At 71.5% G+C, this 15,544-nt stretch carries 11 protein-coding genes; 4 read left to right on the plus strand and 7 right to left on the minus strand.

All coding sequences use genetic code 11. From position 1 onward, the window contains the following. Nucleotides 1–517 precede the first annotated feature (517 nt). Entirely contained in the window at nucleotides 518–1,147 is a 630-nt protein-coding gene (locus IAG44_RS40100; protein ID WP_246562666.1) for a DUF2637 domain-containing protein, read from the plus strand. 64 nt (nucleotides 1,148–1,211) lie between these two features. Here the strand turns inward: IAG44_RS40100 and IAG44_RS40105 are convergent, their stop codons facing one another. Continuing rightward, entirely contained in the window at nucleotides 1,212–2,351 is a 1,140-nt protein-coding gene (locus IAG44_RS40105) for a PucR family transcriptional regulator (RefSeq protein ID WP_187751934.1), read from the minus strand. Between the two features lie 131 nt (nucleotides 2,352–2,482). On the opposite strand from IAG44_RS40105, the gene IAG44_RS40110 reads away from it, so the two are divergent. Then, nucleotides 2,483–3,493, plus strand: coding sequence for a ferredoxin reductase (locus IAG44_RS40110; protein WP_187753088.1), 1,011 nt, complete (start codon nucleotides 2,483–2,485; stop codon nucleotides 3,491–3,493). A 7-nt stretch (nucleotides 3,494–3,500) separates the two neighbouring features. Then, complete coding sequence (locus IAG44_RS40115) at nucleotides 3,501–4,619, plus strand: fatty acid desaturase family protein (RefSeq protein WP_187751935.1); 1,119 nt, start codon at nucleotides 3,501–3,503, stop codon at nucleotides 4,617–4,619. A gap of 707 nt (nucleotides 4,620–5,326) precedes the next feature. Here IAG44_RS40115 and IAG44_RS40120 read toward each other — a convergent pair. The 4 genes from IAG44_RS40120 to IAG44_RS40135 form a co-directional block, all read right to left on the minus strand. Next, complete coding sequence (locus IAG44_RS40120) at nucleotides 5,327–6,919, minus strand: MDR family MFS transporter (protein ID WP_187751936.1); 1,593 nt, start codon at nucleotides 6,917–6,919, stop codon at nucleotides 5,327–5,329. A gap of 14 nt (nucleotides 6,920–6,933) precedes the next feature. Next, on the minus strand, nucleotides 6,934–7,869 hold the full coding sequence (locus IAG44_RS40125) for a UTP--glucose-1-phosphate uridylyltransferase (RefSeq protein WP_187751937.1): 936 nt from the start codon (nucleotides 7,867–7,869) through the stop codon (nucleotides 6,934–6,936). A 73-nt stretch (nucleotides 7,870–7,942) separates the two neighbouring features. Beyond that, a complete protein-coding gene (locus IAG44_RS40130) occupies nucleotides 7,943–9,157 on the minus strand; it encodes a glycosyltransferase (protein ID WP_187751938.1) in 1,215 nt (404 codons plus the stop codon). Between the two features lie 43 nt (nucleotides 9,158–9,200). Then, nucleotides 9,201–10,514 carry a UDP-glucose dehydrogenase family protein gene (locus IAG44_RS40135; RefSeq protein ID WP_187751939.1) on the minus strand — a complete coding sequence of 438 codons (1,314 nt, stop codon included), beginning with the start codon at nucleotides 10,512–10,514 and terminating at the stop codon, nucleotides 9,201–9,203. A 355-nt stretch (nucleotides 10,515–10,869) separates the two neighbouring features. On the opposite strand from IAG44_RS40135, the gene IAG44_RS40140 reads away from it, so the two are divergent. After that, nucleotides 10,870–11,439, plus strand: a complete 570-nt coding sequence (locus tag IAG44_RS40140; RefSeq protein ID WP_246562678.1) for a TetR family transcriptional regulator — start codon at nucleotides 10,870–10,872, stop codon at nucleotides 11,437–11,439. Between the two features lie 376 nt (nucleotides 11,440–11,815). Here the strand turns inward: IAG44_RS40140 and IAG44_RS40145 are convergent, their stop codons facing one another. Together IAG44_RS40145 and IAG44_RS40150 are read right to left on the minus strand one after the other, a co-directional pair. Then, on the minus strand, nucleotides 11,816–14,356 hold the full coding sequence (locus IAG44_RS40145; RefSeq protein ID WP_187751941.1) for a type I polyketide synthase: 2,541 nt from the start codon (nucleotides 14,354–14,356) through the stop codon (nucleotides 11,816–11,818). A gap of 23 nt (nucleotides 14,357–14,379) precedes the next feature. Next, entirely contained in the window at nucleotides 14,380–15,513 is a 1,134-nt protein-coding gene (locus IAG44_RS40150) for an adenine nucleotide alpha hydrolase family protein (RefSeq protein WP_187751942.1), read from the minus strand. Nucleotides 15,514–15,544 lie beyond the last annotated feature (31 nt).

Raw genomic sequence — 15,544 nt, forward strand, 5'->3', positions numbered from 1 at the left:
CGAAGCCACGCCGACGACAAGAAACCGCCAAACAGAAAGATCTAAGCAGCCGTTAGCAGTTTTTTGGCACGAGGAGGAGCGGGCCGCTCACGAACTGCCGCCGGTACTGCGGATTTAGCCGCGTTTTAATAGTGGCCCAGGCCCGCCCGCGCTGAAAATCTTGTTCTGCCCGTGGCCAAAACGGCGTCGGATGCCGGTCTTTTCGGTGTTGACGAAGCTGTGCCCGCAGGGAGGGCGGAATGGCCCCACACCGCACCGACAGCCCGACCCGGACCCGAGACGAGCCAGGCCCGCTCTCGCTCTCGCCCGGCTCCCGTTCCGGGAGGAGAACACGCTCCGCCGAGACGACGACGCCGAGAGCGCAGACCACCGAGACCTTCTCGTCGGCACGAACGCCTCGGCGGTCTCGATGACCGGGCCCCGGACGAAGACGGAGGTCTCGCGAACCGAGACTCCGCGCATCCGAGCGGGCGGCGAGACGTGGATACGGCGTGGCTGCGCGGTGATCGTGGCCGCGGTGGCCGCCTACGCCTCCTACGTCCACCAGAGAGCCTTCGCCCTGCACGGCGGAGCCGACGAGACCAGCGCCGTCCTGTGGCCCCTGTCCGTCGACGGACTCCTCCTCCTGGCCACCGTCGGCCTCCTCAAACCCACACCTCACACCGGCCGAGAACGCACCGTCGTCTGGACGGCCTTCCTCCTCGGCATCGCCGTCTCCCTCGCCGCGAACATCGCCGCCGCCCCCACCCTCACCTGGCAGCCCGTCCTCGTCGCCGGCTGGCCCCCCGTCTCCCTCCTCCTCTCGGTCGAACTCCTCACCCACCGAGACCCACACCCACACCCCGCCGAGACGGAGAGCGGACAACGAGACCAGCACCCCACCCGGAACCGGCCGAGACACCGCACCCCACCCACCTCCCGCCGCCCGGCGAGCCGGCACAACGCCGAACAGATCATGTGGGACCACTACCAACACGAACACGCCGCCGGCCGCACCCCCACCGGAACCGACCTCGACCGCATCGCCGGCACCAACAACTACGGCCGCGCCGTCCTCAGGCGATGGCGCCACACCGGCCGCATCCCCACCCCACCGAAACCTCCGGAGAATCCCCCGAGCCGGGAGCTTCGCCATGAAGACTCCTGATCTCACGTTCCGTCATTGCTCGCGCGATCTGCCGGGCCGTCGCGCAACCGCGTCGCCCCCGGTCTCAGCCGGCCCGGAGGCCGACCGCCAGCGTCAGTTCGAGGACGCGGTGGGGCGATGCGAGATCCGGGAACAGCTCGCGCAGTTGCGACATCCGGTACCGGACCGTCTGGGGATGGACGAACAGCGCCGCCGCGACCTCGTCCCGTCGGCCCTGGTGCAGCAGCCATGCCCGCAGCGTCTCCTCCAGGCGGTGGGCGGTCGCGGCGGGGAGGGTCCGCAAGGGAGCCAGGGCTCGGGTGCGCAGGTCCGCGAGCGCGTCCGCGTCGGCGGTCAGCACCAGCTCGGGCAGGTGGTTCTCGGTGTCGCGGATGTCGGGGGAGAGCAGGCGCGCGCGGACGGCGCGTTCGTAGGAGGCGGACGCGCGGGTCCATGGCCGGGCCGGGCCGGCCACGGCGGTGCGGTCGGTGAGCTGCCGCAGGAGACGTGGCCGGTCGGCGTCGGGGACGAGCAGCACACCGGTGGCGTCCGGCAGATCGTCGAGGACGAGGGTGCTCGGGTCGAGCGTCCGGTAGGCCGGCCGGGCCTGGGCGGCGGGCAGCAGGACGGCGGTCAGGGAGACCGGGGGCTGCCACCCGGCCCGCCCGGCAGAGCCCAGCAGCACGTCCGGGCTCGCGCCGGCGAGGAGGTCGCGGGCCAGGTGCTCCAGGTGGCGTTCGCGGGCCCGGCCCCGGGCGGCCAGTTCGTCGGCGTGGCCCGCGGCACTCGCGGCGGAGAGTTCGTCGATGTAGGCGAAGGTCAGTTCGGCGAACTTGGCGACCTCGGCGGCGGGCAGCCCTGCGGCCACGGCACCGGCTGCCAGGCTTCGCCAGGCCACGCGGGCGCCGACGCGGTAGGCGCCGAGCAGGGCGTCCATCGAACGGCCGTCGCGCACCTCGCCGCGGCCCAGTTCGTAGGCCGCGTCACCGGCGTCGCCGCCCGTGGCGTTCCCGCTCGCGAGGTCCAGGTAGTGCCCCAGAGTGGTGCGGACGGCCCGGCGGATGGAAGCGCCCATGCGGCCCGCGAGGGCGTTGGCGTAGGGCGGCACCTCGTCGATGATCGCCTCGACGACCTCGTCGGCCGTGTCCCTCAGCGCGGCCCGCAGCGCGATGACGGTCGTCTCGTCCAGAGCCAGTTCGCTGGCCCGCCGGGTCACATGGCTCATTCTTTGTTCCCTGCGAACAATTTTGCCGATCGGGTTTACGTCCTGCGGTCAGGACTTTACCCCCTGAAGCGCAGCAAGCTGGAGGCATGACGAGTACAGCCCTCCGCGGCAGGGCGAGGAAACTGCTGGAGATGGTCACGACGCCGCTGCTCCCGTCGGACTACCTCGACCTGGTCAGCCCCCTGCGTGCCGGCGCCGACCTGCGGGGGCGCATCGAGGCCGTGCACCCCGAGACGGACGACGCCGCGACCGTCGTCATCAGACCGGGACGCGGCTGGCGCGGCCACACCGCCGGTCAGTACGTGCGGGTCGGCGTCGACGTCGACGGGGTGCGCCTGTGGCGGGCCTACTCCCTCACCTCGCCGGCCGGCCGCCGGGACGGGCGGATCACGATCACCGTGAAGGCGATCCCGGACGGCAAGGTCAGCAACCACCTGGTGCGCAGGGCGAGGCCGGGCACGCTGGTCCAGCTCGACCAGGCGGCCGGTGACTTCGTGCTGCCGCCGGTCACGCCCGCCAAGGTGCTGTATCTGACGGCCGGCAGCGGCATCACGCCCGTGATGGGCATGTTGCGCGCCACCGAGTTCGACGACGTCGTCATGGTCCACTGCGCGCCCCGCCCGCAGGACGTGATCTTCCGGGGCGAACTGCACGACCTGGTCGCGGCTGGGAAGCTGCGGCTCACCGAGGTGCACACCGCCACGGACGGCACGCTCGACATCGCCCGTCTCGGCGAACTCGTGCCCGACTGGGCCGAGCGCGAGACCTGGGCCTGCGGACCCGCGGGCCTGCTGGATGCCGCCGAGGAGCACTGGAGCGCGCACGGCGTCCCGGAGCGCCTGCACACCGAACGCTTCCGCCCCGGCGTCGTCGTCACCGGCGACGGCGGCGAGGTCACCTTCAGCGCCACCGGCAAGAAGGTCGACGCGGACGGCGCCACGCCGTTGCTGGACGTCGGCGAGGAGGCCGGCGTGCTCATGCCGTCCGGATGCCGTATGGGCATCTGCTTCGGCTGCGTCACCCCGCTCAAGGCGGGCGCCGTCCGCGACCTGCGCACCGGCGAGATCACCGAGGCCGAGCCCGGCGTCCTCATCCAGACCTGCGTGTCCGCCGCGGCGGGCCCCTGCGACATCGAACGGTAGGAACACCTTGACCGCCATCGACCCCACCGCGCACCTGACCGCCGAGCAGATCGAGGAGCTCGGCCGCGAGCTGGACGCGATCCGCGACGAGGTGATCGCCGACCGGGGCGAGAAGGACGCCGCCTACATCCGCAAGGTCATCAAGGCGCAGCGCACGCTCGAACTGGCCAGCCGGGGCGTCCTGTTGTTCTCGTTCTTCCCGCCCGCGTGGATCATCGGCACCGCCGGTCTCTCCGTGGCGAAGATCATGGACAACATGGAGATCGGCCACAACATCCTGCACGGCCAGTGGGACTGGATGCGGGACCCGAAGATCCACTCCACCACCTGGGAGTGGGACCACGTCTCCCCGGCCGACCAGTGGAAGCACTCGCACAACGAGCTGCACCACACGTACACCAACGTGATCGGCAAGGACAACGACCTCGGCTACGGCATCATGCGCGTCGACGAGGACCAGAAGTGGTACCCCTTCCACCTCGGCCAGCCGCTGTGGAACTTCATCAACGCCTGCTTCTTCGAGTACGGCATCGCGGCGTACGACCTGGAACTCGGCAAGAACCTGCGCAAGCGCCGCCGAAACGACCCGGAGTTCCGCGCGCGGGTGCGTGCCGTGGGCCGCAAGATCCGGAAGCAGGTGCTCAAGGACTACGTGATCCACCCGCTGCTGTCGGGCCCCTCGTTCCTCACCACGCTCGCCGCCACGTTCACCGCGAACCTCGTCCGCAACCTCTGGTCCCACTCGGTGATCATGTGCGGGCACTTCCCCGAGGGCGTGCAGGTCTTCGAGCGCCGGTCGATCAAGGGCGAGACGCGCGGCCAGTGGTACCTGCGCCAGATGATGGGGTCCGCGAACATCAGCGGCAGCAAGGCCATGCACTTCATGACCGGCAACCTCTCCCACCAGATCGAACACCACCTCTTCCCCGACCTGCCGAGCAACCGGTACGCCGAGGTCTCGGTGAAGGTGCGCGCGCTGTTCGAGAAGTACGAGCTGGAGTACGTCACCGGGCCGCTGCCCAAGCAGGTGTTCTCCGCCTGGCACAAGGTCGTCCGGCTCTCGCTGCCGAACAAGAAGCCCAAGTCCCAGGCCCCGGACCGCGAGCGGGAACTCGTCGCGGCCTGATTCCCGGTACCGGTACGGATTCCGGCCGACTCGACGGGGCGGAGCAGCCGCAGGTCATCCTGACGGCCGTCCCGCGTCCGCAGCCGGCCGGTCCGCCGGCATGACGCGGTGCCGGGCCCATCACCAGCCTCCGCGTTCCCCTCTTCACGCACGCGCTGCGCCGACCGCGCCCGCGCGGCACCGGTCACGCCCCCGGCCGGACCGCCGTGGACCCGGCGGCGATGCCGGCCGACGGGGGCGAGGCGATCGCCGGCCTGGCCCGGCTCCGCGATCAGGCCGAGGTGTTCGGCCCGGTCGCATTCGATCCCACCGCATGGCGAGCGCCGGCGGGCATCGATCCGGCCGCACTCGGCGCTTCGACGCCGTCCTGGCCACCTGCCGCTCCGAGAAGGAGCACGCGGCGCCGACCCGCCCACACGGCTTCGGCCACCCCCCGCTGCCGGGCTTCCTCGACAACACACACCGGCGAGGCCCTGGCCGGCCTGCCGCGGCCGCCCCCGCCGAGGATCACATCACCGTGCCCGACGCCGCACTCGCCCAGTTCACCGGCCCGGTCGACCTGCCGGGCCTGCCCGAGGACACTCGGATCATCGTCCGCCGCGAGCGCCCGTACCCCGGCGCCCGGCTGCCCGGACCGCCCTCGGCCATGCCCGCCCGGCAGCCAAGAACCAAAACCCCCGTTCCACTCGACTCTGTCGCGGGCCGGCTCAGTCCGCCGACAGCATGGTGTCCGGTACCCGCCAGGCGGCGATGACGAAGGCGGTGAGGGCGACGGCGGCGCCGGTGAGGAAGACGACCTGCATGGCGCTGACGTAGCCGTCGAGGAAGGGCTGCGCGACGCGCGGGTCCAGGGCGCGCAGGAAGGCGGAGTCCTCCAGGTTCACGCTGCCGTCGGCGCGGAGTACGCCGTCGAGGGCGTGGGCGTTGTGCGGTTGTGCGGCGAGGTGGCGGTAGGACGGGTCGGCCAGGGCCGTGCTGAGGCGTTCGGCGATCCGGGAGCCCGCCAGGGAGAAGAGGATGGAGAGGAACGCGGCGGCGCCGACCGTACCGCCGTTGGAGCGGAAGAAGTTGACCGACGCCGTCGCCGCGCCCATGTCGGCGCGGGGCACCTCCGACTGGGCGAGCGTGGTGATGGTCTGCATCGCGGCGCCGAGGCCGGCCCCCATGAACAGCATGCCGACGAACACGTACCACAGGGGGCTGTCCGCCCGTAGCGTCGCGAACACCACCATGGAGAGCGTCAGCGAACCGATGCCCGCCGCCAAGAACACCTTGAACTTCCCCGTACGGGACATCAGCCGCCCGACCAGCAGCGTCACCGTCACGTTAGCGACCACGGTGGGCAGCGTGGCCAGCCCCGCCTCCACCGGGGTCATGCCCCGCGCCAACTGGAGGTAGAGCGGAAGCGTCGTCAGGGCGCCGAACATGGCGATGCCGACGACGAAGTGCAGCACGCTCCCCAGCCGGAACGCCCGGATGGAGAACAGCCGCATCGGCAGCAGGGCGGCGTCGCCCGTCCGGCGCTCCACCACGACGAAGAGGACCAGGCCGGCCAGCCCGAGGGCGTATGCGGCCAGGGCGCGGCCGGAGCCCCAGCCCCACACCCGGCCCTGCTCGGCGACGACGAGCAGCGGGACGATGCCGATGACCAGCGCCACCGCACCCCCGTAGTCCAGCCGGTGCCGCACGGGCCGGTGCGGTACGTGCAGCACACGCAGGACCACCACGACGGCCAGCGCCGCCAGCGGCACGTTGAGCAGGAAGATCCAGCGCCAGCCGGCGGCCCCGAGCAGGGTCTCCTGCCCCGCGAGCACCCCGCCGACGAGCGGCCCGGCGATGCTCGCACCGGCGAAGACCGCTGTGATGTACCCCTGGTACCGGCCGCGTTCCCGGGGCGAGGTCAGGTCGGCGATGACCGTCATGGCGAGCGACATCAGCCCGCCGCCGCCGAGCCCCTGGACCACGCGGAAGGCCGCCAGTTCGTAGATCGACGTGGCGAACCCGCACAGCAGCGACCCCACGGCGAACAGCACGATCGCCCACAGGTACACCGGCCGGCGGCCGTAGATGTCGGAGAGCTTCCCGTACAGCGGGGTCGCGATGGTGCCGGTGACGAGGTACGCGGTCGTCACCCACGCCTGCGCGGTCAGCCCGTCCAGGTCGTCGGCGATGGTGCGCAACGCGGACGAGACCACGGTCTGGTCGAGGGCCGCGAGGAACATGCCGAGCATGAGTCCCCACAGGACGGTGACGATCTGCCGGTGCTCCAGCCGCGCGGGAGCGGTCTCGGCGGCGGTCATGTCGTTTCCCCCACTCACGCCGCGACCCCCGGCCCACCGGTGGCGACCGCGCGCCGGGTGTCCATGAACTCCGCCAGCCACTGGCGGAACCCGGGGCCCAGTTCCTCGTGCTCGTACGCCAGCCGGACGATCGTGCGCAGGTACTCGGCGCGGTCGCCGGTGTCGTAGCGCCGTCCGGTGAACAGCACGCCGTGGACCGGGGTGTCGCCGCTGTGCGCGAGCTCCCGCAGCGCGTCGGTGAGCTGGATCTCGCCGCCGCGTCCGGGCGGGGTGCGGCGCAGGACGCCGAAGACGGCCGGGTCGAGCAGATAGCGTCCGATGACCGCGTACGAGCTCGGGGCCTGCCCGGGGGCGGGCTTCTCCACCAGGTCGGTCACCCGGACGACGCCGTCCCGGCCGGTGGGCTCGACCCGCGCGCAGCCGTAGAGGTGGATCGAGGCGGGGTCGGTCTCCATCAGCGCGACCACGCTGCCGCCGAACCGCTCCCGGATCTCGATCATCCGGGTGAGCAGGGGATCGCGCGGGTCGATGAGGTCGTCGCCGAGCAGGACGGCGAACGGCTCCTGCCCCACGTGCTGCTCCGCGCACAGCACGGCGTGCCCCAGACCCGCGGGGGCGCCCTGGCGGACGTAGTGGATCGCGGCGAGCGCGGCGGACTCGCGCACGCTGCGCAGCCGGCGCTCGTCGCCCTTGCGGACCAGGGCCTCCTCCAGCTCCCAGGCGTGGTCGAAGTGGTCCTCCAGCGGGCGCTTGTTCCGCCCGGTGACCACCAGCAGATCGGACAGGCCGGCGCCGACGGCCTCCTCCACGACGTACTGGATGGCCGGCTGGTCGACGACGGGCAGCATCTCCTTGGGCATGGCCTTCGTCGCCGGGAGGAAACGGGTGCCCAGGCCGGCGGCCGGTATCACGGCCTTGGTGACGGTGGTGGAGGGCGGGCAAGAGGACATGGGGACCTTCTTCGGTGAGGAGCGTGGGGGGGAAAAGCCGGTACCCCCGGGTCCCGGGGGTACCGGCGGGGCGTCAGACGAGCTTTTCCAGATCGGTGACGGCGCTGTCGATCTCGGGCAGCGCCAGCATGGCCAGCCGGGCCGCGCGGGCCCTGGCGCCGACGTCCGGGTCGGCCAGTACCGCGCGTACGGCCGCGGTGATGCCGTCCGGCGTCGGGTCGGTGACCTCCCGGCCGAGTCCGAGTTCCTGGACGCGGCGCGCGTTGCCGAACTGGTCGCCGAACTGGGGGAGTACGGCCATGGGGGTGGCCGTGCGCAGCGACTCCCGGATGCTGTTGAAGCCGCCGTGGGTGAGGAACAGGTCGACGGACTCCAGCAGCAGGGGCTGCGGCACCCGGTCGGTGACGTGCACGTGCGGGGGCAGACCGTCGGTGTCCGCCGGGATGCCCGAGGTGGAGACGACGACGGTGCACTCCTCCAGCCGTGACACCGCCGCGATCATCGACCGCAGCGTTTGGACGGGGTCCGGCATCGGGAACGGCGGCTGCTCCTCCTCGCCGTCGGCCGTCATCTCCCGGACCATCGGGAGTGCGGTGCCGAGGGCGGCGAGCACCAGGGGGCGGTCGGTGGGCAGGTCCGCGATCCACTGGGGCAGGACCGGGCGGCGGTCCACGGTCACGGGCTGCCGGTAGGACCAGGAGGACGGCAGGTGCTGGGCGAACGAGAAGGCCGCCGGCACGTAGTCGATGCGTCCGTGCGGCACGACCGACAGCGGGTCCTCCTGGAGGGGCAGCCCCGCTTCCTCACGCAGGGCGTTGAGGCCGGGCAGCACCTCGGCCGGGTCGAGGATGTTGCTGCTGCCGGACGGGGTGGGCAGCTGCGGGACGCCGAGCTGTTCCGCGGTGAGGCAGGAGCCGAGGTCCATGCCGTCGCGCAGGATGAGGTCGGGGCGGAACTCCTGGGCCACCGGAAGGATCCACTCCCGGAGCTTCCTGGCCATCGGGCCGGACATGGCCAGGGGCATGACGCGCTCCAGGACGTCCTGCGGCACCTCGCCGTCCGGGCCGGGGCGGGCCGCCTGTTCGAGCAGTGCAGGGGGGATGAAGGTGTGCGGAGTGAACTCGTCCATGGCGGTGGTCACCCGGACGTCGTCCTTCTCGAAGACGGAGACGAGGCTCGGGGTGGTGGCCACGAGCACGTCGTGACCGGCCGCCGCGAGCGCTCGCGCCAGGGGTAACTGGGCGCGGCCGTGGGAGGGGCTGCCGAGGGTGGTGAACAGTACGCGCACGTCAAGTCTTTCTGTGGGGGATCGATGGATGGGCGGGCGTGGGTCAGCTCGCCATTGCCGGAGTACGGCCGACGCCCTCCCAGGACAGCGCGGCCTCGCCGAGCCGTCCGGGGTCGAGGATGTTGCGGAAGTCGAAGACGAGCGGCGTGCCGAGCCGTCCGGCGACGGCCGCCCAGTCCAGGTCGCGGAACTGGGGCCACTCGGTCAGGACGACGCAGGCGCGGGCCCCGTCGACGGCGTCGAGGGGCGTGTCGACGATCGTGAGGAGATCGCTGAGGTCGGGGCGCCGCTCGCTGACGGCCGGGTCGTAGGCGTACAGCTCGGCGCCCCGCTCCCGCAGCAGGCGGGCGATGGCCAGGGCGGGCGAGTCACGCAGGTCGGAGGTGCCGGCCTTGAAGGCGAGGCCGAGCAGAGCGAGCCGGACGCCGCGCAACGAGCCGTCCGGTCCCGCGCAGCCGGCGACCACGCGCTCGACGAGGCGGCGCTGGTGCTCGACGTTGGTTTCGATGGTGGCCCGCAGCAGCGGGAACTCGACGCCGGACTCCTCGCAGACGTTCAGCAGGGCGTGCGTGTCCTTGGGCAGGCAGGAACCGCCCCAGCCGGGGCCCGGGTCGAGGAAGGCCCGGCCGATGCGCGGGTCGTGGCCGATGCCGGCGATCACGTCGTCGACGTCGGCGTCGAGCCGTTCGCAGAGGGTGGCCAGGTTGTTGGCGAACGACAGTTTCATCGCCAGGAAGAAGTTCGCCGCGTACTTGGCGAGTTCGGCGCCGGCGGTGTCGGTGAGCACGCGCGGCGCGTCGATGCCGACGTACAGGTCGGCCACCTGCCGGGCGGCATCGGGGTCGGCGGCGCCCACCACGATGCGGTCGGGGTGGAGGAAGTCGTGGACCGCGCGGCCCTCGCGGAGGAACTCCGGGTTGCTGGCCACGGTCACGTCGGGGCGGTCGAGCAGGGCCGCGACGCGCTCGGCGGTACCGACCGGCACGGTCGACTTGTTGACCACCGTGCAGCCCCGCGGCAGCCGGTCGCGGATCTCGTCGGCGACCGCCTCGACGGCGGCCAGGTCGGCGGCGCCGCCGACACCCATCGGGGTGGGCAGGCACAGGAAGACCACCTCGGCCTTCTCGACGGCCGCCCGGGTGTCCTGCGTGAACTCCAGACGGCCGGAGGCCAGACCGGCGCGGACGACGTCCGGCAGGTCCGGTTCGAGGATGTCGACCTCCGCCCGCCGCAGCCGTTCGACCTTGCCCGGGTCGGCGTCCGCGCACACCACCCGGTGTCCGAGGGAGGCGAGGCAAGCGCCGGTGGTCAGGCCGACGTAGCCGGTTCCTATGACAGTGACGTTTCGAAGAGTCAAGGGATCACCAGTTCTGCTCGTTCGGGTGCCGGCGCGTGATCTCCCACGACCTGACGCTGTCGTCGGGACCGGGCACCGGCGCAGGCCCGACAACGCTGTCGGGCCCGAGCGTGGAAGGCGGGCAGCCGGAGATCAACTGCCCGCGGCCACAAGCTACGTCGACCGCCGCGACAGTTGTCAACGATCGATGACATTTGATCGACGGCTTTTGGACAGGCGAGCCGGGACCGGGGAGCATGGACCGGACACCCGAGTCGAGGAGCACCAGATGGACAGCCCGGACGCAGCGAAACGGAGCGGTAGCGACCGCATCACGCCCCGTAAATACGACTCGGCGGGCTCCCGAGCGGCTTTGATGAGCGCCGCCGCCCGGTGCTTCGGGAAGTACGGCTACGACGGCACGAGCATCCGCGACATCGCCAAGGCGGCCGATGTCGACGCCGCTCTCGTCTACCGGTACTTCGGCTCAAAACAGGGCCTCTTCGAAGCGGTCGCGCACCACGCGAGCGCCCTGTTCGAACCGCTGCGCCACCTGCCGCTGGAGGACGTGCCGGACTGGATTCTCCGCCTCGCCTTCGACGGCCCCGGGGAGGACGAGATCCCGCATCCGGTGCTGACGATGCTCCGCTCACCCAGCCGGGAGGAAGCCGTCGCCCGCCTCCGCTCCGACGTCACCGAGATCTTCTCCGAGCACTTCGCCCGACGCCTCGACGGCCCCGACGCCCAGGTACGCGCCGAACTGCTCGCGGCGTGGGCCCTGGGCATGACCCTGATGCGGCTCGCCGTCCAGACACCGGCCCTGAGCTCAGTACCGGACAGCGCCGTCCTTCCCTACGTCAGGAAGGCCGTCGACCCGCTGCTGAGACCGTGTGACGAGCGGGAGGAAACGAACCGCGCCTGCCGGTGCGGCCGGGGCGGAGAGTGACCGACGCCGGGGACGATTCCCGCTCACGGAGTTCCGCGGCCCCTTATGAGGCTGGGGGAGGTGGAACGGCTCCGGGGTGAGTGTCATCTGCGGGGCCTGATGGAGGACTGAACCTCACCTCACAGGGCAATACACCTAGGGCCTGCGCCCCGGAACGTGTGGCGCAGGTCGTCCAGGACGTCGTCGGGGACGTGGATCGGGGTGGGGGCAGGGGGACGGCGCTGGTCACGAGGCTCCCCACTGAGGGGGCGTGCCGAGAGGCGACCGCCGCGCGACGTCGCGCCGCGACCCGGCCGGACTGTCACACCGCCGGTGAACCGCCGGGACGGGAACCCGAGTCGAGCCCCCGCCCCGGCGAGCCCCTACGCCCGTCGGCTCACCCTTGCCCCGCCCGCCGCGCCTCCGCCCGCTGAGCCCGCCGGGACGTCCGCCCCGCCGCAGACGACGACGGCGCCGCCGCCTGCGTCAGCCCCATCTGCTCGGCCAGGTTGTCGACGAAGGACCGGATCGTCGGGAACTCCACGAACGCCGTAGCCGGCACCTCGAAGTCCAGTTCCTCGCCGAGCTTCGCCACGACCTCGATCAGGACCAGCGAGTCCAGGCCCAGGTCGAAGAGGTTGGTGTCGGGTGCGGCCAGGTGACGTCCGCCGAGGACCTTCCCGACCTCGTCCGTGACGAAGTCGGTGACGAGGCCGACGTTGTGGGCGGGGTCGTCCGCCTCGAAGCGGGCCAGCAGCCGGTCACGGGCGGGCGCGTCGGGCCGGCCGGTGCGAGCGGCGCCGGGTTCCACCCAGTGCCGGCGCCGCTCGAACCGGTGTGTGGGCAACGGCACTCGGCGGACGTCCCGCCCGGAATGCAGGGCGGCGAAGTCGAGTTGGGCACCGCGCACCCACAACTCCCCGGCGAGGGAGAGGAGATCGGTGAGCCCGGTGACGTCGACGCGCACCCAGTCGGGCTGGACACCGTCCGGTGAACCGCCCGTCCAGTCCTGCGGCTCCTGTGTGAGCCGCGCCCCCGTCCCCGCCGCCAGCACCGGCGTGCTCGGCACCCCGACCCGCGCCGGCACGCTCCCCGCCGCCAGCGCCAGCGCGTCCGGCAGAGTCAGCGCCCCGGTCACGGCGGCGGCCACCGCGAGCCCGGCCCCCGCACCCGCGAACGCGCCCGGGGCGACCCCCCAGGACAGCAACGCCCGCACGACCCCGTAGGTGTGACAGAACCCGGCGTGCGGCCCGGTCCCGCCGACGGCCTCGGCGCACGCGTCCACGGCCTCCCGGTAGGCGGGCACCGCCGCGTACAGCGCACCCGCGTCGGCGGACGCCGAACCGTCAAGGACCAGCACCGGCGCGACGTCCCCGGCGACACCCCGCAGGATCCCGTCGCCGTCCCCCAGCGCGAGCGCCATCGCCGCGCCCCGCGTCCGGTCGGCGACCAGCGCGAGACGGTGCCCGTGCGCCCGCCGCCCGAGCCCCAGCGTCTGCGCGACGGCCGACAGGTCGAGGTCGCGGCGCGCCCGCAGATGCCGGGCGAGCGCGGCCGCCGCCTGCTTCAGGGCCTGATCGGACCGCGCCGACAGCACCAGCAGTTCGGGCCGCTCCCCGGGCACAGGCGAGGGCCGCGCCGGACCCTCCTGGAGGATCACGTGCGCGTTCGTCCCGCCGATCCCGAACGAACTGACGCCCGCCCGCAGCGGACCCCGCGCGGACGACCACTCGGTCGTCGCCGTGTTGACGAAGAACGGGCTCGACGCGAAGTCGATCTCCGGGTTCGGCGCGGTGAAGTGCAGGCTCGGCACCAGCGTCCGGTGCTCCAGCATCAGCGCCGTCTTGATCAGCCCCGCCATCCCGGCGGCCGTGTCCAGATGGCCCACGTTCGTCTTCACCGACCCCAGCGCGCAGTACCCGGAACGGTCCGTGCCGTGCCGGAACGCCTCCGTCAGCGCGGCCACCTCGATCGGATCACCCAACGGCGTCCCCGTGCCGTGCGCCTCGACATAGCCGATCGTGTCCGGATCGACGTCCGCGACCTCGTGCGCGTCCGCGATCACCGCCGCCTGACCCGGCACGCTCGGCGCGGTGTACCCCGTCTTCGCCGACCCGTCGTTGTTGATCGCCGACCCCTTGATCACCGCGTGGATCCAGTCCCCGTCGGCCAGCGCCTCCTTGAGCCGCTTCAGGACGACGGCCCCGGCGCCGCTCCCGATGACCGTGCCCCGCGCCTCGGCGTCGAAGGCCCGGCAGTGCCCGTCGGGCGAGAAGATCATGCCCTCCTGGTACTGATATCCCTCACCCGGCGGATTCAGGTGCACCGCGCCCACCAGCGCCATGTCGCACTCCCCGCCCAGCAGCGCCAGACACGCCGTGTGCACCGCCACCAGCGACGTCGAGCACGCCGTCGAGAGGGTGACGCTCGGCCCGGTCAGCCCGAGCTTGTACGACACCCGCGTCGACAGGAAGTCCTTGTCGTTGGCGAGCATCAGCCGGTACCGGTCCACCGACGACGCGCCCCGGTAGCGCTCGCCCAGGTTGTGCAGCAGATACGTGTTCATACCGGCGCCCGCGTACACCCCGATCTGCGCGTCGGTGCGCTCGGGGTCGTACCCGGAGCTCTCCAGCGCCTCCAGCGCACACTCCAGGAACACCCGGTGCTGCGGGTCCAGGATCTCCGCCTCGTCGTGCGTGAACCGGAACAGCTCCGAGTCGAACAGATCCGTGCCCGCGATCGTCTGCGCGGCCTTCACATAGCGCGGGTCGGCCAGCCGCTCGGCGGGCACCCCGGCGGCGGTCAGCTCGTCGTCCGTGTAGCGGGTCAGGGTCTCTTGGCCCTCGCTCAGGACCTCCCAGAACCGGTCGACGGAGTCGGCCCCCGGGAAACGGCACGACATCCCGATGATGGCGACGTCGGAGTCGGAAACGGTCATGGTGATGCACTCCTGCGGGTCGGTCAGCTCAGACGGATGCCGAGGTCGGCGGCGACGGAACGCATGTCGAGGAAACCGCGCGCGACGAACCGGGCGGCGTCCTCGCCCGCGTCCATCCGCCGGAACAGGTCGATCAGGGTCCGCTCGTGCTCGGCGGAGTCCCCCTCACCGGCCGCGATCGCCTTCACCACCGAGCCGAGGCGCGCCTCCACATCGGCCAGGTCCAGCGAGCGCGGGAACTTGATGCTGAACGTGTTGCGGTCGTAGGACGCGTTCCGCTTCACCGACCGGACGTGACTCGCCGCGTTCAGCTTGTAGAACATGCAGTCGAAATTGCTGTACGAGTAGTAGTTCAGCAGCGGGAACAGCGTGCAGTGCGTCTCCATCGGCGACGACGCGTACAGCCCCTTCGCCCGCAGCTCCGCCACGATCCGGTCCGGGTCGTACTCGTGGCGCATCGCGATGAACGGGAACACGATCTTCGGCAGGTTCTCGTCGTCGTCGAACAGCAGCTCTTCGAGACGGCCCGCGAACAGCGTGTCCGTCAGCCGCTCCCCGAACGTCTTGTAGAAGCCGCGCACCACCTCACGGACGTTCGACTCCATCGTCAGGATCTGCTGCGGGTCCGCGCACAGCGCGATGTACGGGATCTTCCGCTCGTACGCCATCAGGATCGCCCGCAGCACGAAGAACGTCCGGCACGAGACGCACGGCAGTTTCTCGTCCAGGTACTTGCCCGGCGTCTTGGGCACCGGCCGGTTGAACACCTCGCGCATCATCAGCTTGATGTTGTCGTCGTCCGCGTCCAGCACGAACGTCGCCGGGATCCTCTCCCGCGCCAGCGCGATGTTCTGCGCCGCGTGCACGCTCTCGAACGGCACGTCGAAGGTGAACGCCAGCACCCGCTTGCCGTAGTCGTTGACGAACTTGTCCAGCATGTAGGTGCTGTCCTTGCCGCCGCTGTACATGAACAGGCAGTCGAACTCGCCGCGCGCGGCGGGCGCCCGCTGGAACTCGGCGAACACCTCACTGGTGTACCGGTAGTTGACGAGCAGGTCCCCGGCGAAATCCAGGTTGCACAGATTGCACACCCCCTGGTCGTCGACGGTGATCCCCGGGTGGTCGGCCTTCAGCGAACAGACCTGGCAACTGGACACGTAACTCCCTGTGGAACCAATGGACGTGAAC

This window comes from Streptomyces roseirectus (genome assembly GCF_014489635.1).
GTDB classification, from domain to species: Bacteria; Actinomycetota; Actinomycetes; order Streptomycetales; family Streptomycetaceae; genus Streptomyces; species Streptomyces roseirectus.

Excerpts from the sequence above, each read along its gene's own strand:
- IAG44_RS40105 (WP_187751934.1), bottom strand. The coding sequence starts at position 2,351 with ATGAGCCATGTGACCCGGCGGGCCAGCGAACTGGCTCTGGACGAGACG.
- IAG44_RS40110 (WP_187753088.1), top strand. The coding sequence starts at position 2,483 with ATGGTCACGACGCCGCTGCTCCCGTCGGACTACCTCGACCTGGTCAGC.
- IAG44_RS40120 (WP_187751936.1), bottom strand. The coding sequence starts at position 6,919 with ATGACCGCCGCCGAGACCGCTCCCGCGCGGCTGGAGCACCGGCAGATC.
- IAG44_RS40125 (WP_187751937.1), bottom strand. The coding sequence starts at position 7,869 with ATGTCCTCTTGCCCGCCCTCCACCACCGTCACCAAGGCCGTGATACCG.
- IAG44_RS40140 (WP_246562678.1), top strand. The coding sequence starts at position 10,870 with ATGAGCGCCGCCGCCCGGTGCTTCGGGAAGTACGGCTACGACGGCACG.
- IAG44_RS40145 (WP_187751941.1), bottom strand. The coding sequence starts at position 14,356 with ATGACCGTTTCCGACTCCGACGTCGCCATCATCGGGATGTCGTGCCGT.